Raw genomic sequence first — 19,699 nt, 5'->3', positions numbered from 1 at the left:
TCGGGGGGACGGACGCCCCGCGGGCACCCCTCCCCCGATGCCATAGCATTCGGCCGTTTCACGGCTCCAACGACTCCGGCACGACCAGGGAAGGGCACGACCGCCATGGGACGTCACAGCTTGCCCGACGGGTTCCGGACGGGCGCGACCGGCCCCCGGCGGCGCGCGCGGCGCCGCAACGTGGCGCTCACGACGGCTCTCGTCTTCGCCCTCGCCGCGGGCACGGCGGCCGCGGTCGACGGTGGCGTGCTCTCCTTCGGCTCGTCCTGCTGGGACAGTGCCGTACGGCTGAGGATCGCCGCCGCCCCCGGCATCGCGCCCGCGCTCAAGGACGCGGCCGGCTACGCCCGGGACAACGACGTGACGTCCGACGGCAGTTGCCTCGACGTGCAGGTGACCGCCCGGGACCCGTACAAGGTCACGGACGCCCTGCGCTCGAAGGAGAAGAGCGCCACCGAGTTCGAGGCATGGGTGCCGGACTCGGGTGTGTGGGTGAACCGGATCGTGGCGGACGGCAAGTCGACTCCGGTCACACCTGCGGGCAACGTCGCCTCGTCACCCGTCGGTGTCGCCATGATCCCCACGGCCGCGAAGTCGCTCGGGTGGCCCCTCAAGACGTACAGCTGGACCGAGCTGGCGGACGCGACGACGACGAGCGAGCGGCTGAGACTCGGGGCGGGCGACCCGTCGCGCAGTGCCACCGGTCTGCTCGCCCTGACCCGCCTGACGCACGCGGTGGACAAGGCCGAGGACGGCGACATCCTGGCGGCGGCCACCGCGAAGGCCCTCTCGCTGCGCGCCTCCGACAGCGACAGCCAGGTCCTGGACACCCTGCCGCGAGACCTCTCCGGCACCGAGCAGGGCAACCCGAAGCGCAACCAGGCGCTGATCCTCTCCGAGCAGGCGGCGTTCGCGTACAACACGACCGCGGACAGCGGCGACGACCTCGACCTCTTCTATCCGAAGGACGGTTCGCCCCTGCTCGACTACCCGTTCGCGCTGGTCGACGAACCGGCGCTGACCACGGACGAGAGCCGGGCCGCGCTGCGTTTCATGACCCTCCTCGGCGAGCCCGACGGGCGCCGGATCCTGGAGAAGCACGGCTTCCGTACGGATGACGACGACATCCCGGACAAGCTGGTGACCCTCGCCGGCGGCCGCGCCCCGCAGCCGTACAAGGAGCTGCCGGAGGAACCGGTCACGGACAAGGAGATCGAGGAAGCCCTCGGCATGTGGACGATCACCGTGCGGAGCGCCCGGCTCACCACGGTCGTCGACATCTCCGCGTCCATGTCGAAGCCGGTGCCGGGCACCAGCGAGTCCCGTTTGGAGGTGACCAAGGCGGCGCTGTCCCAGGCGCTGGCATCCTTCACCCCTCAGGACGAGGTCGGGCTCTGGACGTTCTCCAGGAAGGTCGACGGCGAGCGCGACTACCGCGTGCTCGTCCCGACCGAGCGGCTGGCCGGCCGCGCGGCCGGCAGCACCCAGCGGGACCTTCTGTCGGCGGCCTTCGACAGCCTGAAGCCGGTCGAGGACGGCGCCACAGGCCTGTACGACACCACGCTGGCGGCGTACAAGGAGGCCACGGCCTCCTACACGAAGGGCAAGTTCAACGGGCTGGTGCTGCTGACCGACGGCGCGAACGACGACCCGGGGAGCATCTCGCGCTCCGCCCTCGTCGCCCAGCTCCGGCAGCTGACCGATCCGGACCGCCCGGTACCGCTGATCGCGATCGCGGTGGGTCCCGAGGCCGACAAGAAGGAACTCGACGAGATCGCCGAAGCGACCGGGGGCTCGGCCCACCTGGTCACCGACCCGTCCCAGATCCACTCGGTGATCCTCAAGGCCGTCGTACGGGCCGGCGACCAGAACTGATCACCCACTCACCGCGCCACCACACGTCCACTCACCGCACCACCACACGTCACCCCGCCGACCTCACCCGAGCGAAACGGCGGGCGCCGGTAACCCGACCGGCCAGGTGTGCACGGGCTCACCGAGGTGCATCAGCTCGGCGTACCGTTTCGTCGTGGCGGCCAGGGCGGCATCGCGCCCCATGCCGCCCTCCAGCGCCTTGTGGAACGTACGGGACTGCCAGGAGGCCCCGTTGACGCCCCGCTTGCAGCGCTCCTCGATGACGCCGAGGTAGAGGTCCCGGTCGGCCGGCTCGACACCCCACGCGTCCAGGCCCGCCGCCGCGAGCGGCAGCAGTTCGTCCAGCACCAGTTGTGTAGCGGGCATCCGCGTGGTCCCGCCGTACCTGCCGCGTCGCGGCCACTCCAGCCGGGCGTCGATGCCGTACCGGCAGGCCTGGTCGAAGTTGGTGGCCGCGGCCTCGAAGGGCAGCCGTGTCCAGACCGGCCGCGCCTCGCCCGCGAGGGCCCGTACGAGCCCGTAGTAGAAGGCCGCGTTGGCGATCACGTCGGTGACCGTGGGGCCCGCGGGCAGCACGCGGTTCTCCACGCGCAGATGCGGGACGCCGTCGTCGATGCCGTACACCGGGCGGTTCCAGCGGTAGATGGTGCCGTTGTGGAGCACGAGTTCGGCGAGCCTGGGCGTGCCGCCCTTGTCGAGGACGCTCTGCGGATCCTCCTCATCGCAGATGGGCAGCAGGGGAGGGAAGAACCGCAGGTTCTCCTCGAACAGGTCGTACGCCGACGAGATCCAGCGCTCCCCGAACCAGGTCCGCGGACGGACCCCCTGTGCCTGGAGCTCGGGCGGACGGGTGTCGGTGGACTGCAGGAACAGCGGGGGCCGCGACTCGCGCCACAGCTCGCGGCCGAACAGGAAGGGCGAGTTGGCGCCCACCGCGACCTGGACGGCGGCCACCGCCTGCGCCGCGTTCCACACGTCGGCGAAGCGTCCCGGCGTGACCTGGAGGTGCAACTGCACGGAGGTGCAGGCGGCTTCGGGCGCGATGGACGCCGAGGTGCAGCTGAGCCGCTCCACCCCCTCGATGTCCAGCCTGAAATCCTCGCCGCGTGCGGCCACGATCTGGTCGTTGAGCAGCGTGTAGCGGTCCACGTCGGAAAGGTTCGCGGAGACCAGGTCGTCACGGGCGATCGTCGGCAGAATACCGATCATCACGATTCCGGCATCGACCTCGTTCGCCTTCCGGTGGGCATATGCGAGTGACGTGCGCAACTCCTCGGCGAGCCGGTCGAATACACGGCCGCCGAGCCGATGGGGAGCAATGTTGACTTCCAGATTGAACATGGCGAGTTCTGTTTGGAAATCCCGGCTCGCGATACGCTCAAGTACTTGCGCATTCATCATTCTCGGCATGCCGTCAGGACCGGCGAGATTCAGCTCGATCTCCAGGCCCATGAGATTCTTGGGACGGTCGAACCGCTTCTCCGCCAGCAACCGCTCCAGCCCCGCCAGACACCGCTGGAGCTTTTCGCGGTAGCGCTGCCGATCGGACAGACCGATCGGCCCAGCCACGACCTTCTCCCCCATCGAAGTGTCCCTCCTCGACTGGGCAGCCCGACGAACCGGCCGCTGATGTCCCGGGTCACGTGGGATGATGCCCAGGCAGTGTGATCGATAACGCCCTGGAACAGACCCCCCGGGCGCTACTCCGAACGCAGATACCCGCAGGCACATTCACCAGGCATGGGTCAGTGCTCGCTTTCGACGATCTGCCCTGTCGTGAAAAACGCCGACAGGAACCGGCCGTCCACCCCGGTGGCATATTCCGAGGTCATCGGCGGGTACCCCTGGAGAACCAGGACCAAACGCACGTCACGCCGACCGAATTGTCTCTTGCCCTTAATGCGCGGAACGGCTAGACGAAACACCGTCAGAACACGTGTCGTATAAACTCCGCGAACGAGGCAGAGAGTTGGCGTTGGCCATGGTAGGTCCTGCCGTCAAAGTGCCGCCCGCCACGCGGCCGACCCTTCGTGCGAACGACGTCACTTTGACGACCGGACCTTGGGCCCTCGCTCCTCCGACCCGAGAGCTGACAGCGCCGTCCGCCCCCGCCCTCGCACCACCATGCCTGTCGAACGAGAGGCGACCCACCATGCCGCTGCATGTGCCCCCGGCTCCCGCGCCCGCGTTGCGCACCGTCCTCACCGCCCTCGGTTCCCCCACCGCGGTCCGTGAAGCGCGTACCCCGTCCCTGCGCAACGCCCAGGGACCCGCCACACCCGATCTGCCGCTGCCCGTCCACGTGCTCGACCGGATCACCCCGGCGGGCGCCTCGGCCACCCGCCTGGCCGGGTGGCGCTTCCTGATCCGCTGCGGCGAACGCGCCGTGGCGGCCGCGGAAACGAGGCTGACCCCCGACGGCTGGGCCTTCTCGCACTTCTTCGAGGGCCCGTACGTCACCGCCACCGAGCGCGCCCTGCGCCAGGCCGAGACGATGACCGGGTCATACCAGGCCCGCCTGTTGTCCGTACCCGAGCTCTACATGCTCACACTCTGGCTGCACGGCGACTGCGCGGCCGACGGCGCCGAGGGCCATCCCGCGGCCACCGACCTGCTGGTGCCGCTGGCTCCGGCCCCGCCCGGCATCGCCGCGCACCGACCGCACCGCGTGGCCGAGCTGCTGCCCGTGCTGACCCATCGGCTCACGCCGACACCGACGCCCGCCCCGCTGCTCGGCTCACCCGCCTGAGCGCCCCCCCGGTTTCCGTGCCCCGCGGCCCCACCCCGGCCGCGGGGCACGCTGCTGCGCGGGGACGGTGTCGCTTTGGGGACGGTGTTGCTTTGGGGGCGGTGTTGCGTGGAGTGACGACCGGGGGACGCTGCGCACCCCCGGCCCGTCCGGACTAGCCCCATCCGACCATTGCGAACCACCCGAAGAGGCAGCCCAGTTGGAATGAACCGTCCGCACGGGTGATGCGTCATCAACCTGTGAGGAGCGCTGACGCCAAATCCCTGCGGATTGACGCCCGTAGGGCAACACTGGGTTCCGGACCATCTGACAAACGGGGGGCGGCAATGAGCATCAGTTCGAGCCGCGGAACAGACACGACACCGATCACCGACCTCACACCGAAGCGAAAGATCCCATCAATGTGCCAGCACCAGCCACCGTGCCCGACAGCCGACTCCGCCGACCGGGAGGCCGCGCTTCTCGTGGCGCACCACCCGGAGCAGGGATGGAGCCTGCTGTGCAACGGCGTTCTCCTCTTCGAGGACACCGGTGAGCTCCTGCCGGACGGCCGGATCATCGCTCCACATCGCCCTGTGGCCCTGGACGTGATGACCGCCGCCTGAGCGGCGCGGTGCACCAAGGGCGGCGTGGCAGGCCGTCCGGACACATGAGGGGCCGGCCCGGGAAGCAATCCCGGAACCGGCCCCGACGCATGTCCGCCGGTGACTACTCTTCGTAGGCGTCCAGCGGCGGGCAGGAGCAGACCAGGTTCCGGTCGCCGTACGCCTGGTCGATCCGGCGCACCGGCGGCCAGTACTTGTCCGCGGCCGAGACACCGGCCGGGAACACCGCCTCCTCGCGGCTGTACGCGTGCTCCCAGGCGTCGCCGAGCGCGGCGGCCGTGTGCGGGGCGTTCCGCAGCGGGTTGTCGTCCGCCGCCCACTCGCCCGAGCCGACCTTCTCGATCTCCGCACGGATGGCGATCATCGCGTCGCAGAACCGGTCGATCTCGGTCAGGTCCTCGCTCTCCGTGGGCTCGATCATCAGCGTGCCGGCCACCGGGAAGGACATCGTCGGCGCGTGGAACCCGTAGTCGATCAGCCGCTTGGCGACGTCGTCGACGCTCACACCGGTCGCCTTGGTCAGCGGCCGCAGATCGATGATGCACTCGTGCGCCACGAGCCCGCCGGGACCGGTGTAGAGCACCGGGTAGTGCGGCTCAAGACGCTTGGCGATGTAGTTGGCACTGAGCACGGCGACCTGGGTGGCCCGCTTGAGCCCCTCACCGCCCATGAGACGGACGTACGCCCACGAGATGGGCAGGATGCCCGCGGAGCCCCAGGGAGCGGCCGAGATCGGGCCCACGCCGGTCTCCGGGCCGGCGGCGGGCTGCAGCGGGTGGTTCGGCAGATACGGCGCCAGGTGCGAGCGCACCCCGACCGGACCCACGCCAGGACCGCCGCCGCCGTGCGGGATGCAGAACGTCTTGTGCAGGTTCAGGTGCGAGACGTCGCCACCGAAGTGCCCCGGCTTGGCAAGCCCCACCAGCGCGTTGAGGTTGGCGCCGTCGACATACACCTGGCCGCCCGCCTCGTGCACCTGGGCACAGATGTCGGCGACGTGCTCCTCGAACACCCCGTGCGTCGAGGGGTACGTGATCATCAGCACCGACAGCTCGTCGCGGTGCTGCTCGATCTTGGCCCGCAGGTCCTCGACGTCGATCTCGCCGTCGTCGGCGGTCTTCACGACGACGACCTTCATCCCGGCCATCACCGCACTCGCGGCGTTCGTCCCGTGCGCGGACGACGGGATGAGGCAGACCGTGCGCTGCTCGTCGCCATTGGCCCGGTGGTAGCCGCGTACGGCCAGCAGACCGGCCAGCTCGCCCTGCGAACCGGCGTTGGGCTGCAGCGACACCTTGTCGTAGCCCGTGACCTCGGCGAGCCGCTCCTCCAGCTCACGGATGAGCGTGAGATAGCCCTGCGCCTGCTCGGCGGGCGCGAAGGGGTGCAGCTGCCCGAACTCGGGCCAGGTCACCGGCTCCATCTCGGTCGTCGCGTTCAGCTTCATCGTGCAGGAGCCCAGCGGGATCATGCCCCGGTCGAGCGCGTAGTCACGGTCGGCGAGCCGGCGCAGGTAGCGCAGCATCGCGGTCTCGGACCGGTACTGGTGGAAGACCGGGTGCGTGAGGTACTCGTCGGTGCGCAGCTGCACGGCCGGCAACGTGTCCTCCGTCGCCCCGTCCAGCGCGGCAACGTCGCCGTCGACCCCGAACGCGGCCCAGACGGCGCCCAGTTGGGCCCGCGTGGTGGTCTCGTCGCAGGCGAGGGACAGGTGGTCGGCGTCGACGAGCCGGAGGTTGACCCCGCCCCGGCGCGCCGCCGCGAGCGTCTCGGCCGCCTTGCCCGGCACCCGCACGGTCAGCGTGTCGAAGTACGCCTCGTGGACGACCTCGACCCCGCCGGCCTTCAGACCCGCGGCGAGGATCGTGGCGTACCGGTGGGTGCGCCGCGCGATGGACTTCAGGCCCTGGGGCCCGTGGTAGACGGCGTACATCCCGGCCATCACGGCGAGCAGCACCTGGGCCGTACAGATGTTGCTGGTCGCCTTCTCGCGGCGGATGTGCTGCTCGCGCGTCTGCAGGGCGAGCCGGTACGCCTTGTTGCCGTCCGCGTCGACCGAGACGCCGACCAGCCGGCCGGGCAGGCTGCGCGCGAACTTCTCACGGACGGCCATGTATCCGGCGTGCGGCCCGCCGAATCCCATCGGCACACCGAAGCGCTGCGTCGTACCGACCGCGATGTCGGCGCCGAGCTCACCGGGCGAGGTGAGCAGCGTCAGGGCGAGCAGATCGGCGGCGACGGTGACGACCGCGCCCAGCTCGTGCGCCCGCTCGACGACGGGCCTGAGGTCCCGTACGGCACCGGAGGCGCCGGGGTACTGGAGGAGCACGCCGTTGATCTCGCGCTCGGCGAGCTCGGCCGGAATGCCGTCGCTCAGGTCGGCGACGACGACCTCGACGCCGGTCGGCTCGGCGCGGGTCTCGATCACGGCGATGGTCTGCGGCATGGTGTCCGCGTCGACGAGGAACAGGCCCTTCTTGTTCTTGCCCATGCGCCGCGACAGCGCCATGGCCTCGGCGGCCGCCGTGCCCTCGTCGAGCAGCGAGGCCCCGGAGGTCGGCAGACCGGTGAGGTCGGCGACCACGGTCTGGAAGTTCAGCAGCGCCTCCAGCCGACCCTGCGAGATCTCGGGCTGGTAGGGCGTGTACGCCGTATACCAGGCCGGGCTCTCCATGACGTTCCGCAGAATGACGGGCGGCGTGAACGTCCCGTAGTACCCGAGCCCGATCATGGAATCCAGCACCTGGTTGCGGTCCGCGAGGGAGCGCAGCTCGGCCAGAACCTCGGCCTCGGTGCGGGCGCCCGGCAGTTCGAGCGAGTCGGCGTTCTTGATCACATCCGGGACCGCGGTGGCCGTCAGCTCGTCGAGCGAGCCGTACCCCACGTGCGCGAGCATCTTGGCCCGGGCTTCGGTGTCGGGCCCGATGTGGCGCTGCTCGAAGGGGATTCCCTGTTCGAGCTCTGAGAGCGGAATACGATGGGCGGTCATTGCGGAGGCCTCCTGGTCTGACGACCTTCGAGGGCACCACTGCATGGGTGCCCGGACGGCCTCCCCCTCTGTCATCTCAACCTGAGAGCTTCACCGGGCCGCCCGCGAAGGCGCACCGGTTTTCACCGTCGGTGAGAGCGGAGCCCGTCAAAAAGCTCGAACACCGCTCTGCTTTCCAGAGTGACCTCGTCCATGCGGTACGTGGGCCTGAGAGATTCCGGGGAGGATTTGCTCCTTCGGCGCCTCCGATGAAGCCTGGAGGACTCTCCCGCACGGGGTCAGCAGCCGTTGCCCAGCGTACCAGCGGGGTTCCCTCGAGTGGCCGCCCTCCTCAAAGTGCTCTTTCGTAGTGCTTACGGATGAGTTGCGAGCAGCTGGAGGGCCCGTGCAGACCGACATCGATCCGCGCAACCTGATAGGCCGCAAGGCGTTCGACCGCAACGGCACCAAAATCGGCACGGTCGACGAGGTCTACCTCGACGACGCGACCGGCGTACCGGAGTGGGCGGCCATACGCACCGGCCTGTTCAGCAGAGACGCCTTCGTCCCCCTGGAGCCCAGCGAGCTGGCCGACGGGGCACTGCGCGTCCCCTTCGAACGCGCCCTGATCAAGGACGCCCCCGACTTCGGAGTGGGCCGCCACCTCTCCCCCGAACAAGAACTCCAGCTCTACCACCACTACGGCCTGGACATAGCCCCCCCGCCCCCCTTCCCGGACCACGACTTCGGCCACCTGGCAGGAAAGGACGACTCCCAGTAAGGGGCTCCAAGGGGGCAAGGGCGACGCCGGTCTGTTTTGGGGCGCGGGGAACTGCGCAGCAAGCCACAACTGACCCGCACCCGCAAACACACCCCAGCCCCGCGCTTTCAGGGGCGCGGGGAACGGCGCAACCAGCCACAACCAACCCGCTCGCACACACGCACCCGCACCGAAGTCACCCCTCCCCGCCCGCCGCAGGCGACCCCGCAGGTGCCCCCACATCCCCAGGCCTCCGCTCCACCAAGGGCAACGGCTCCGCAGCCTCCAGCAAGGGATCATCGCTCCGGAACGTCCGCACCCGCCCCGGCATGGAGTCCGGCGTCTCGAACCGCACAGTCACCCGCCCCAGCCCGCTCCCCTGCACCCACCCGTGCCCAAACTCGGCGTGCCGCACATCGTGCCCCGCATGCCACCGTCTCTCCGCCGGAGGCACCGGCTCCTCGGCCACCTCCTCGGCTTCGTCCTTCTCCGCGTGCTCCGGCTCCTCCTCGGCGGCGGCAGCGGCGGCAGCCGTCCGAGCCTGGGCGAAGAGATCCTCCTGCGTGTAGTCGGCGAGCCCCGAGACCCCCACCCCCAGAAGCCGTACGCCGCCCGTGGTGTCCACGGACTCCAGCAACCGCGCGGCGGCCTCCCGCACCACCGCGGGGTCGTCCGTGGGCCCTCTGAGCGTCTCGGACCGGGTCAGCGTCGAGAAGTCGTACCGCCGCACCTTCAGCACGATGGTCCGCCCCGACAGATGGGCGCCCCGCAACCGCCGCACACACCGGTCGGCGAGCCGCTGGACCTCCATCCGCACCCGCACCCGGTCATGGATGTCCACGTCGTACGTGTCCTCGACGGACACCAACTTGGTGTCTCGCTCGGCCACCACGGGCCGCACGTCGTGCGCTAGCGCCATGGCGTACAGCGCGACCCCGTGGGCCTTCCCCAGGAGCCGTACGAGCTCGTCCTCGCCCGCCTCGGCGATCTCCCCGACCGTGGTGATCCCGGCCCGCCGCAGATGGTCCCCCGTGGCGGGCCCCACGCCCGGCAGCGTACGAACGGTCATGGGGGCGAGCAGTTCCCGCTCGGTGCCGGGCTCTATCAGCACCAGCCCGTCGGGCTTGGCCTGCTCGGAGGCGATCTTCGCGAGCATCTTGGAGGCGGCGAGCCCCACGGACCCGGTCAGCCCGGTGACGGCCCTGATGTCCCCGCGCAGCTTCACCCCGGTCAGCCGCGCCGACTCCGCGTCCCAGGCCGTCTGACCGGCCTCCAGGTCCACGAACGCCTCGTCCAGGCTCAGCGGCTCCACCAGGGGCGACAGATCCCGCAGCAGGCCCATCACCTGCTCGCTGACCTCCCGGTAGAGGCCGAAGCGCGGTACGAGATACGCGGCGTTCGGCGCCAGCCGGCGGGCCTGCGCCATGGGCATCGCCGAATGCACCCCGAAGACCCGTGCCTCGTACGAACAGGTAGCCACCACGCCCCGAGGCCCGAGCCCGCCCACGATGACCGCTTTCCCGCGCAGGCTCGGCTTGGCCGCCTGCTCCGCCGAGGCGTAGAAGGCATCCATGTCGAGATGCAGGATCGTGGGCGCGGTTCTCACATGTCCGATGCTGCCCTACGCCACTGACAATGCCCCGGCACGCACTCTGCGGACCGGCGCCGAGCCGGACCCGCCAGTGTGCCGAGCCGCAGGCACCGGGCACCGGGCGGCGGGCGCCAGGGCCGGAAAGACCCGGACAGGGCCAGGCCGGAAGGCCCGGACAGCACCCGCCGGCCGAGGCGGCGCCCGCGCCGGCTCAGACCGCGCGATTACGCCGCCGCGCCAGCTCGTCCGCCGGATTGGGCCGGACAAGCGTCTCGCCCGTGTCGACCCGCTCCCCGTGCAGCTGTGAGAGGGCACTCTCGACGTCCCGCCAGACCACGCCCACCGCGATCCCGAAGATGCCCTGGCCGCCCTGGAGGAGCGCGTGGACCTCGTCGGGCGAGGAGCACTCGTAGACCGTCGCGCCGTCGCTCATCAGCGTCATCCGCTCCAGGTCCCGGAACCCGCGCTCACGCAGGTGCTGGACCGTGGTGCGGATGTTCTGCAGCGAGACCCCGGTGTCGAGGAACCGCTTGACGATCTTCAGGACGACGACGTCCCGGAAGCTGTAGAGCCGCTGCGTCCCCGACCCGTAGGCGGCCCGCACACTCGGCTCGACCAAGCCGGTTCTGGCCCAGTAGTCGAGCTGTCGGTAGGTGATGCCCGCGGCCGCGCAGGCCGTGGGCCCCCGATAACCGACCTCCTCGGACGCCACCCCGCCGTCCTCGGGCACCGCTGTCGGCCGCTGTACGTGATCGGCCGCGCTGCTGTGAAGCGGGTACGGGCTGCTCTCCCCCAGACCGGGTCCGGGGGCACCCCCAGCCGTACCGTCGCCGCTGCTTCTCACGCCGACCTCCGTCCTTGACCTGCCTTCTCGACGGTAGGCAGCCACCGGGGGTGCGTCAACGACCGCCACACTCGGCACGCCGAGTGATAATCACCCTAGGAGTGGTTTCCCGTGTCCCACCGCGGGGAAAGGCTAGCCGAATGCTCTCGGGACAACCGCCGCACGGCCTGTCGTCCGGCGGTCCCGGAGGGTCACTGGAGCCCGGACCGGAAGGTCACTGGCTGTTGGTCCCGAAGTCCTCGGGCGAGATCTGGTCGAGGAACTCGCGGAACTTCTCCACCTCGTCCTCCTGCTCGTCCGGGATCGCGATGCCGGCGTCGTCCAGCACCCCGTCGCTGCCGTAGATCGGCGTCCCGGTGCGCAGCGCGAGCGCTATGGCGTCGGACGGCCGGGCGCTTACCTCGACTCCGCTGGCGAACACCAGCTCCGCGTAGAAGACGCCCTCCCGCAGGTCCGTGATGCGCACCTCGGTGAGCTCCTGGCCGACGGCCTCCAGCACGTCCTTGAACAGGTCGTGGGTCAGCGGTCGCGCGGGGGCCATGCCCTGCTGTGCGAAGGCGATCGCCGTCGCCTCCCCCGGCCCGATCCAGATGGGGAGGTAACGGTCGCCTCCCACTTCACGCAGGAGCACGATCGGTTGGTTGGAGGGCATTTCGACCCGGACACCTACGACGTCGAGCTCGTTCACACAGCAACCCTAGGCCGTGCCCGGCATCTTTGGGTAGTCGGGCACGGATTGGGCGCCCGATCCCGCGCTCCACGCGACCCACCGGGTCAGGGCAGCCGCACCCCGAGCGCGGACTGCACCAGCGCGGCGTGCAGCTTCACCGCCAGCCCCGCCAGCTCCTTGGTCTGCGCCTCCGCGTGCGCCCTGGTCTGCGGATTGCGGTGACGCCGCAGCGGGGCCACGACCTGGTCGACAAGGCCGGCCTCACGGTCGGCGGCGGCCTTCACGGCACGCAGATGGCGCGGCTCGATCCCGAACCGCCCCAGTTCCACGACGAGACCGGCCACGGTCACCGCCTCAGCGTCGTAGACCCCCTCCGGCAGCGGTGTGATGAGCCCGTACGACTCCCACTCCTCGAGTTCCTGCTCGCCGATCTCCACGGCGGCCAGCAGCTCGGCCCGCCCGATCCGGGCCACGGTCGGCCCCTCGGACTCGCAGAGCACCTCGCCGTCGCGCTGACGCCCCACCGACGGCAACGGCAGCGCCTCACCGCGCTCCACGGCGTCCAGGTGCTCGCGGATCACCTTCAGGGGCAGATAGTGGTCCCGCTGCATCCTCAGGACGTGCCCGAGGCGCTCGACGTCGCCCGGGCTGAACTTCCGATACCCCGACGGTGTCCGCTGCGGCTCGATGAGCCCCTCCGACTCCAGGAAGCGGATCTTGGAGATGGTGACTTCGGGGAACTCGTCGCGCAGCACATTGAGCACCGTGCCGATGCTCATCAGTCCGTTGTCCATGGCGGCGGTGCCGTGGCCGACACCGCCGCTCGGTGTTCGAAGCATGGACCTTCCTGAGGGTTCCCCCGGACCGGGTCCGGGGGCGGGTCAGATACCCCGCTGGCTCGCGTAGAAGACCAGCCGGTACTTGCCGATCTGCACCTCGTCGCCGTTCGACAGCGGGACCGAGTCGATCCGCTCCCGGTTGACGTACGTGCCGTTGAGGCTGCCGACGTCCGCCACCGTGAACGAGCCGTCGGGAACCCGACGGAACTCGACATGGCGGCGCGACACGGTCACGTCGTCCAGGAAGATGTCACTCTGCGGATGACGGCCGGCGGTGGTCAGCTCGCCGTCCAGCAGGAAGCGGCTGCCCGAGTTGGGCCCACGGCGCACCACCAGGAGCGCCGAGCCGAGCGGCAGCGCGTCGACGGCGGCCTGCGCCTCGGGCGAGAGCATCGGCATCTGCGTCTGGCCGGTGGCCTCGGCGTCGTAGGCCTCAAGGCCCGAGATGGAGATCGTCGAGGTGGTCTCCGACGGACGCTCGGGGGTCGCCCCGGCCCGCAACGGAGCACCGCAGTTGGAGCAGAAGCGGCTCGCCTCCGCGTTGCGGTTACCGCACCTCGTACACACCAGGGCCGACATGGACGGATCCTCCTGCCGCGGCTGCCCCGTCGGGGCGTTGGACGCATACGGGTCGGAGCCGAAACCTATGCGTCCCGACTGGGCAGGGTCAACAGACGGCGCGCCCTGACCACCGGAAATGTCACCACCCGGACCACCGACCTGATCTCGGAACAGGGGGCGGTCCCCTTGGTCCTCACCCTCCGAGGGGCGCGGTGCACGATGGCGGGCAGTCGCGTTGTCGCTGCCCTCTCGCGCGCTCTTGCCGAACAACTTCGCAAACAACTTCACGGGCGATTCCCCTTGACCGAAACAGACCCGCCCGTGGGGCAGGACGAACCCTGATTGCACACACCGGTCGAGCCGGACACCCTCACAACGTCCGTATCCACCAGACAGTTTCCACCACGCACCACCCATTCGGTGCGTCGACCCCCCGCAACCTCATGCCCTCGACGAGCGGCCCCCAAGCACCCCCTGTTCACTGGGAGGACGACCGAGCGTAGTCAGGCCGCTTCGCCGGTCGCAAGGCGTCCACGATGATCTTGTCCGATCGTTCCACCGTGACAGTGGCCTGCTCCTTCTCCAAAGTCTGCACCACTCCGCCAGGGATGTTGAGCGCCGGTTCGAGGTCCTGAGGCTTGCCGATGACCTTGAAACGATAGGGGGCGCTGATCTTGTTCCCGTCGACGGCGACTCCGCCGCTCACATCCGTCAGATAGGTGCCCGCGACGACCCGTACGCCGTTGACCTGGATCGCCTCCGCTCCGGCGGCACGCAGCTCCTGGATCGCGTCGAGCAGCATGTCGGCCTCGACCGTCCCCTTCTCGTCCTCGATGGTCAGCGTGATGCCGGGACCCTGCGCCGCCACGGTGCCCGCCAGAATGCCGAGTTGCTTCTCCTTCTCGACCGTCTGCTTGCGGGCCTCCTCGGCCTGGTCCGAACTGTTCTCCAGCTCGGTGCGCTGATCCTCCAGCCCCTGCTTCTCCTCCTCCAGACGCTGTGTACGGTCGTCCAGTTCATCGAGGATGCGTACGAGATCCTCCTGACGCGCACCGCGGAGGGCGCCGTCGCTGTCGCTGTTGGACGCCACCTGGACGGCGAGACCGAAGCCGAGGCCGAACAGCAGGAGGGCCACGATGAACTGCGCACGCGACACGCGCGGCGGCCAAAGCCCCTTCACCAGCCGCTGCCGACCGGTCAGAACCGGCTTGCGCGGTTCCGCCTCGGCGTCAGGCCACTCGGGGTTCTCGCGACCCCGCGCCTCCTCCGCCCGTACCTCTTCGGGAAGTTCCTTGCGCAGGCGGTTCTCGGAGGTCTCCGGAACGTCCGGGCTCTTGGGGGGCTCAGGGGACTGTGAGTTCTCTGAGGTCTCTGAGGTCTCTGGGGTCTCTGGGGTCTCTGGGGTCTCTGGGGTCTCTGGGGTCTCGTCCTGGCTGCTCATCGGCCTCACGCCCGGAACACGTGACGGCGGATGGCCGCGGCGTTGGAGAAGATCCGGATGCCGAGGACGACCACGACACCCGTGGACAGCTGGGCGCCCACACCCAACTTGTCGCCGAGGAAGACGATCAGCGCGGCCACGACGACATTGGACAGGAACGACACCACGAAGACCTTGTCGTCGAAGATGCCGTCGAGCATCGCCCGCAGACCTCCGAACACGGCGTCGAGCGCCGCGACGACGGCGATCGGAAGATAGGGCTCGACCACCGCCGGAACCTCGGGCCGGACCAACAATCCAGCCACGACTCCCACGACGAGGCCCAGTACGGCGATCACGATGTGCCTTTCTCTGTGCTCGGTTGCGCTGTTCGTACGATCACACTCGGTGCGGCGGGCAGCCGGAGGTCGTCCTCGACGGAAATACCGGTCCGGATATGGAAGTTCTTCCGTAGGGCATCCAAATACTGTCCGTCGCCGCTGTTCTGGAACTCTGTTCTCAGCCGCTCGCCGTCCCCCACCGCCAACACCGTGTAGGGCGGCACCAGGGGCTTGTTGTCGACCAGTATCGCGTCACCCGCGGCCCGGATCGCGGACAGTGCCGTCAGCCGCTGCCCGTTGATCGAGATGGCCTCGGCGCCCGACTCCCACAGGCCGTTGACCACACGCTGCATGTCGCGGTCGCGTACCCGTCCGGTGTCGGAGAAGCCCGACGTCTCGCGTGCGTCGCCGTCGCCGCCCTGCTCGGCTTCCTTGGCGTCGTTCACGACGAGCTTCACGCCGGGGCCGTGCACTTCGACCGCCCCGGCCAGGATGCCCACCAGCTCGCCCTGGCCGCCGCCGTGCTTCTTCAGCGCCTCGCGCTGCCGCGCGCTCACGTCGTCGCGGAGTTTGTCGATGCTGCCCTCGATCTTGTCGGCCGCCGACGTCTCGCGGTCGATGCGGTCGATGAGTTCCTCGCGCTCCTTGGCGACGACCGGGGCCGCTATCCGCGCCTGTGCGGCCCCCACGGTCACCACGAGGGCCGCGAGCACCAGACCGGCTGCGAGTCCGAGCTTCGCCCGCAACGTCTTCGGCAGGGCGCCGGTCCCGTCGGCCTTCTTGCGGGCAGCCGCCTCCGCGTACCCGTCGTCGAGGCTGTGGTCCATGACATTGGTGAGCAGCGACATGGACGCGTCCGGGCGCGGGGGGCGCGTAGGAGTGCTCCGAACGGGGGGCTGCTGCGGCATGCCGCACATCGTCGCACGTCGCGGGCAGTACCTCCGAATGGCCCCACCGTCGTGCCGGACGTGCCCCTTTGGGGCACGTCCGGCACGCGCGCGTGCGGCTCAGCGACCGGCGCTGTCCACCACGGATGACCATTCGTCGAGCAGGGCCTGCGCGGACGCGTCGTCGGGCCCTTCGGCCCACAGATGCGTGACCGCCTCCGCCCGGTCCGGAAGAACCATCACCCAGCGCCCGTCGGTCTCCACCACCCGTACGCCGTCGGTCGTGTCCACGAAGCGGTCGCCCGCCGCTTCGACCACGCGCCGCATCACAAGCCCCTTGACCGCCCAGGGAGTCGCGAGATCACGCTTGAGGACGTGCGCCCGCGGGATCCGCGCGTCGATCTGGCTGAGAGTGAGCTGCGTCCGCGCCACGAGACCGATGAGCCGTACGAAGGCGGCCGTGCCGTCGAAGACACTGCTGAACTCCGGCACGATGAAGCCACCGCGCCCGTCGCCTCCGAAGATCGTCGACTCCTCGCGTCCCACGCGCGTCAGATCGTCCGGCGACGTCGTCGTCCAGTCGACCTGGGTCCCGTGGTACGCCGCCACCTGCTCGGCGATCCTCGTGGTGGTCACGGGCAACGCCACCCGCCCGCTCCGTCGCTCGGCGGCCACCAGGTCGAGCATGACGAGCAGCGCCCGGTCGTCCTCGATGATCCGCCCCTTCTCGTCGACGAGCGACAGCCGCTCGCCGACCGGGTCGAACCGCACGCCGAACGCGGCGCGCGCGGACGCCACGATCTCGCCGAGCCGCACCATCCCCGACCTGCGGGCATCCGCGGTCTCGGTGGGCCGCGACTCGTCGAGACCGGGATTGATGGTCAGAGAGTCGACCCCGAGCTTGCCCAGGAGGCTGGGCAGCACCAGTCCGGCACTGCCGTTCGACGCGTCCACAACGACCTTCAGCCCGGACTCGGCGATCCCGGTGGTGTCCACATTCCGCAGCAGCGAGCCGGTGTACGAGTCGAAGACGCTTGCCGGGAAGTGCAGGTCCCCGATCTCGCCCGGGAACGCACGCCGGTACTCCTGCCGCGCGAACACCCGGTCCAGCTTCCGCTGACTCCCCTGCGACAGGTCCGCCCCGCGCCCGTCGAAGAACATGATGTCGACGGAGTCGGGAACCCCTGGCGTCGTCCGGATCATGATCCCGCCGGCACTGCCCCGAGCGGTCTGCTGCCGCGCAACCGGCAGCGGTACGTTCTCCAGGTCCCGTACGTCGATGGCGCTGGTCTGCAGCGCCGAGATGACCGCCCGCTTGAGCGCACGAGCGCCTCGCGAATGGTCACGGGCGGTCGTGACGGTCGAGCCCTTCTTGAGCGTCGTCGCATACGCACCCGCCAGGCGTACGGCGAGCTCGGGCGTGATCTCCACGTTCAGGATCCCGGAGACTCCGCGGGCTCCGAAGAGATGGGCCTGGCCGCGGGACTCCCAGATGACCGACGTGTTGACGAAGGCGCCGGCCTCGATGGTCTTGAACGGATAGACCCGCACATTGCCCTGAACGATCGATTCTTCACCGACCAGGCACTCGTCGCCGATGACTGCGCCGTCCTCGATGCGCGCGGCCCGCATGATGTCGGTGTTCTTCCCGATGACACAACCGCGCAGATTGCTGTGCTGGCCGATGTACACGTTGTCGTGCAGCACGGCCTTGTGCAGAAACGCCCCCGCCTTCACGACGACATTGGAGCCCACCACGGTGTGCTCGCGGATTTCGACGTCGGCCTCGACCTTGGCGTAGTCCCCGATGTAGAGCGGTCCTCGCAGCACGGCGTCGGGATGCACTTCGGCGCCTTCCGCGACCCACACCCCGGGCGAGATCTCGAAGCCGTCGAGCTCGACGTCGACCTTGCCCTCCAGGACATCGGCCTGCGCCTTCACATAGCTCTCGTGCGTGCCCACGTCCTCCCAGTAGCCCTCGGCGATATAGCCGTAGATCGGCTTGCCCTCCTTCATCAGCTGAGGGAAGACATCGCCGGACCAGTCGACGGAGACATCGGCCTCGACATAGTCGAATACCTCTGGCTCCATGACGTAGATACCGGTGTTCACGGTGTCCGAGAAGACCTGACCCCAGGTGGGCTTCTCGAGAAAACGCTCGACCTTGCCCTCCTCGTCCACGATGGTGATACCGAATTCCAGGGGATTCGGGACGCGGGTCAGACAGACGGTGACCAGCCCGCCCTTTTCCTTGTGGAAATTGATCAGATCAGTGAGATCGAAGTCGGTCAGAGCATCACCGGAGATCACGAGGAAGGTGTCGTCCTTCAACGCTTCCTCGGCGTTCTTGACACTGCCGGCAGTACCGAGTGGCTTCTCCTCATTGGCATAGGTGAGCTCCATGCCGAGCTCTTCACCGTCACCGAAGTAGTTCTTGACGAGAGAGGCCAGGAACTGGACAGTAACGACGGTCTCGTTGAGCCCATGCCGCTTGAGCAGCCGTAGCACATGCTCCATGATCGGGCGATTGGCCACGGGCAGGAGCGGCTTGGGCATGCTTGAGGTCATGGGGCGAAGGCGTGTGCCTTCGCCTCCGGCCATCACGACGGCCTTCATGTCGGAAGCGTCCTCCTTGAAGAGACGACGGTCTAGCCGACTTCACCCGTCAGATTGTCCCGCACATTCTGCTTGCGGGCCATCAGAGGCCACTAACGGCCGCCCATTCGGCGAGCTCAATCGGCCATGGTGTCCGCGCGGACAAGGCGGCGGACCTGAACCACGTAGAGGATCCCTGCCCACCAGTAGAGCGTTGTACCCCATCCTGCGAACGCCCATCCGAAAACAGCAGCGAGTGACGCAAGCCATCCACTTCCGTCACTGAGCAGCAGCAACGGGAAGGCGTACATCAGGTTGAACGTAGCAGCCTTCCCAAGGAAGTTCACCTGCGGTGGCGGATAGCCGTGCCGTCTGAGGATGCCCACCATCACCAGGAGAAGCAGCTCACGCGCCAGAAGGACACTTGTCAGCCAGAGCGGCAGAATCTCGCGCCAGGTGAGCCCGACCAAAGTCGACAGAATGTAGAGCCGGTCGGCCGCTGGGTCCAGCAGCCGGCCGAGGCTGCTGATCTGGTTCCAGCGACGGGCCAGCTTGCCGTCCAAATAGTCGCTGATGCCGCTCAGCATGAGCACCAGGAGTGCCCAGCCGTCACTCTGGGGACCGCCGAACTCCGGCCTGAGGATCAGCCACAGGAATAGCGGCACGCCTGCGAGACGCGCCATGCTGAGGATGTTCGGGATGGTGAGCACCCGGTCTGTCTGGACGCGGGTCTCCTGGACCTCCACCCGGGGGCCTCCTGTGGGAACGTGCCAACGATGCCCCCTGACCTTACCCTCAGGCATCTGCCCGCAGCGCGGAGGGGGTTCGGCCGGCGTCCTGGAAAACAAAAAAGCTCCGGTTCTTGGACTGAAAGTCCAAGAACCGGAGCTCTAAAAGGAGTTCGGCGGTGTCCTACTCTCCCACAGGGTCCCCCCTGCAGTACCATCGGCGCTGTAAGGCTTAGCTTCCGGGTTCGGAATGTAACCGGGCGTTT

The 19,699-nt window shown here is 69.0% G+C and carries 16 protein-coding genes, 1 rRNA gene and 1 riboswitch; of the genes, 4 read left to right on the top strand and 13 right to left on the bottom strand.

Features of this window, described 5'->3' with window-relative positions:
- The first annotated feature begins 105 nt into the window (after positions 1–105).
- On the top strand, positions 106–1,875 hold the full coding sequence (locus tag ACZ5VQ_RS24355) for a substrate-binding and VWA domain-containing protein (RefSeq protein WP_469106700.1): 1,770 nt from the start codon (positions 106–108) through the stop codon (positions 1,873–1,875).
- Between the two features lie 63 nt (positions 1,876–1,938).
- On the opposite strand, the gene ACZ5VQ_RS24350 is transcribed toward ACZ5VQ_RS24355, so the two are convergent.
- Positions 1,939–3,459 (bottom strand): glutamate-cysteine ligase family protein, encoded by a 1,521-nt coding sequence (locus ACZ5VQ_RS24350; RefSeq protein WP_469106699.1) that lies wholly within the window; start codon positions 3,457–3,459, stop codon positions 1,939–1,941.
- A gap of 568 nt (positions 3,460–4,027) precedes the next feature.
- Between ACZ5VQ_RS24350 and ACZ5VQ_RS24345 the strand changes: the two genes are divergently transcribed.
- Both ACZ5VQ_RS24345 and ACZ5VQ_RS24340 read left to right on the top strand, forming a co-directional pair.
- A complete protein-coding gene (locus ACZ5VQ_RS24345; protein WP_469106698.1) occupies positions 4,028–4,624 on the top strand; it encodes a hypothetical protein in 597 nt (198 codons plus the stop codon).
- A 401-nt stretch (positions 4,625–5,025) separates the two neighbouring features.
- Complete coding sequence (locus tag ACZ5VQ_RS24340) at positions 5,026–5,229, top strand: DUF5999 family protein (RefSeq protein WP_055615784.1); 204 nt, start codon at positions 5,026–5,028, stop codon at positions 5,227–5,229.
- Positions 5,230–5,332: 103 nt separating this feature from the next.
- Here ACZ5VQ_RS24340 and gcvP read toward each other — a convergent pair whose 3' ends face one another.
- On the bottom strand, positions 5,333–8,218 hold the full coding sequence (gene gcvP / locus ACZ5VQ_RS24335) for an aminomethyl-transferring glycine dehydrogenase (protein WP_469106697.1): 2,886 nt from the start codon (positions 8,216–8,218) through the stop codon (positions 5,333–5,335).
- 185 nt (positions 8,219–8,403) lie between these two features.
- Positions 8,404–8,499: riboswitch (glycine riboswitch) on the bottom strand.
- Positions 8,500–8,603: 104 nt separating this feature from the next.
- Between gcvP and ACZ5VQ_RS24330 the strand changes: the two genes are divergently transcribed.
- A complete protein-coding gene (locus ACZ5VQ_RS24330; protein ID WP_469106696.1) occupies positions 8,604–8,978 on the top strand; it encodes a PRC-barrel domain-containing protein in 375 nt (124 codons plus the stop codon).
- Positions 8,979–9,153: 175 nt separating this feature from the next.
- On the opposite strand, the gene ACZ5VQ_RS24325 is transcribed toward ACZ5VQ_RS24330, so the two are convergent.
- The 11 genes from ACZ5VQ_RS24325 to rrf all read right to left on the bottom strand — a co-directional run.
- Positions 9,154–10,563: a DNA polymerase IV gene (locus ACZ5VQ_RS24325; protein ID WP_469106695.1), complete on the bottom strand. Its 1,410-nt coding sequence runs from the start codon at positions 10,561–10,563 to the stop codon at positions 9,154–9,156.
- 196 nt (positions 10,564–10,759) lie between these two features.
- A complete protein-coding gene (locus ACZ5VQ_RS24320; RefSeq protein WP_200399629.1) occupies positions 10,760–11,392 on the bottom strand; it encodes a MerR family transcriptional regulator in 633 nt (210 codons plus the stop codon).
- 214 nt (positions 11,393–11,606) lie between these two features.
- Positions 11,607–12,080: a bifunctional nuclease family protein gene (locus ACZ5VQ_RS24315; RefSeq protein ID WP_006123076.1), complete on the bottom strand. Its 474-nt coding sequence runs from the start codon at positions 12,078–12,080 to the stop codon at positions 11,607–11,609.
- 86 nt (positions 12,081–12,166) lie between these two features.
- Positions 12,167–12,901 (bottom strand): transcriptional regulator FtsR, encoded by a 735-nt coding sequence (ftsR, locus tag ACZ5VQ_RS24310; protein WP_359849886.1) that lies wholly within the window; start codon positions 12,899–12,901, stop codon positions 12,167–12,169.
- Between the two features lie 42 nt (positions 12,902–12,943).
- Positions 12,944–13,879, bottom strand: a complete 936-nt coding sequence (locus ACZ5VQ_RS24305) for an FHA domain-containing protein (RefSeq protein ID WP_469106694.1) — start codon at positions 13,877–13,879, stop codon at positions 12,944–12,946.
- A 61-nt stretch (positions 13,880–13,940) separates the two neighbouring features.
- A complete protein-coding gene (locus ACZ5VQ_RS24300) occupies positions 13,941–14,903 on the bottom strand; it encodes a DUF881 domain-containing protein (RefSeq protein ID WP_469106693.1) in 963 nt (320 codons plus the stop codon).
- Between the two features lie 5 nt (positions 14,904–14,908).
- Positions 14,909–15,241: a small basic family protein gene (locus ACZ5VQ_RS24295; protein ID WP_003988855.1), complete on the bottom strand. Its 333-nt coding sequence runs from the start codon at positions 15,239–15,241 to the stop codon at positions 14,909–14,911.
- Positions 15,238–16,140 (bottom strand): DUF881 domain-containing protein, encoded by a 903-nt coding sequence (locus ACZ5VQ_RS24290; RefSeq protein WP_469106692.1) that lies wholly within the window; start codon positions 16,138–16,140, stop codon positions 15,238–15,240. The genes ACZ5VQ_RS24295 and ACZ5VQ_RS24290 overlap by 4 nt, the downstream gene beginning before the upstream one ends.
- Before the next feature lie 90 nt (positions 16,141–16,230).
- The gene (locus ACZ5VQ_RS24285) at positions 16,231–18,726 is read right to left on the bottom strand and encodes a mannose-1-phosphate guanyltransferase (RefSeq protein ID WP_269653499.1); all 2,496 of its coding nucleotides are present in this window, start codon (positions 18,724–18,726) and stop codon (positions 16,231–16,233) included.
- A gap of 116 nt (positions 18,727–18,842) precedes the next feature.
- Positions 18,843–19,451, bottom strand: a complete 609-nt coding sequence (locus ACZ5VQ_RS24280; protein WP_362085389.1) for a CDP-alcohol phosphatidyltransferase family protein — start codon at positions 19,449–19,451, stop codon at positions 18,843–18,845.
- A 153-nt stretch (positions 19,452–19,604) separates the two neighbouring features.
- Positions 19,605–19,699, bottom strand: a 5S ribosomal RNA gene (rrf, locus tag ACZ5VQ_RS24275); the annotation flags it as partial.

The organism is Streptomyces sp. NPDC033178 (assembly GCF_055577685.1).
This window is presented reverse-complemented; position numbering and strand designations above follow the sequence as displayed.

Bases quoted from the DNA above. Each gene is read 5' to 3' on its own strand.
- gcvP (WP_469106697.1), bottom strand. From the start codon at position 8,218: ATGACCGCCCATCGTATTCCGCTCTCAGAGCTCGAACAGGGAATCCCC.
- ACZ5VQ_RS24285 (WP_269653499.1), bottom strand. From the start codon at position 18,726: ATGAAGGCCGTCGTGATGGCCGGAGGCGAAGGCACACGCCTTCGCCCC.
- ftsR (WP_359849886.1), bottom strand. From the start codon at position 12,901: ATGCTTCGAACACCGAGCGGCGGTGTCGGCCACGGCACCGCCGCCATG.
- ACZ5VQ_RS24355 (WP_469106700.1), top strand. From the start codon at position 106: ATGGGACGTCACAGCTTGCCCGACGGGTTCCGGACGGGCGCGACCGGC.
- ACZ5VQ_RS24300 (WP_469106693.1), bottom strand. From the start codon at position 14,903: ATGAGCAGCCAGGACGAGACCCCAGAGACCCCAGAGACCCCAGAGACC.
- ACZ5VQ_RS24340 (WP_055615784.1), top strand. From the start codon at position 5,026: ATGTGCCAGCACCAGCCACCGTGCCCGACAGCCGACTCCGCCGACCGG.
- ACZ5VQ_RS24290 (WP_469106692.1), bottom strand. From the start codon at position 16,140: ATGTGCGGCATGCCGCAGCAGCCCCCCGTTCGGAGCACTCCTACGCGC.
- ACZ5VQ_RS24345 (WP_469106698.1), top strand. From the start codon at position 4,028: ATGCCGCTGCATGTGCCCCCGGCTCCCGCGCCCGCGTTGCGCACCGTC.
- ACZ5VQ_RS24350 (WP_469106699.1), bottom strand. From the start codon at position 3,459: ATGGGGGAGAAGGTCGTGGCTGGGCCGATCGGTCTGTCCGATCGGCAG.
- ACZ5VQ_RS24305 (WP_469106694.1), bottom strand. From the start codon at position 13,879: ATGGGTGGTGCGTGGTGGAAACTGTCTGGTGGATACGGACGTTGTGAG.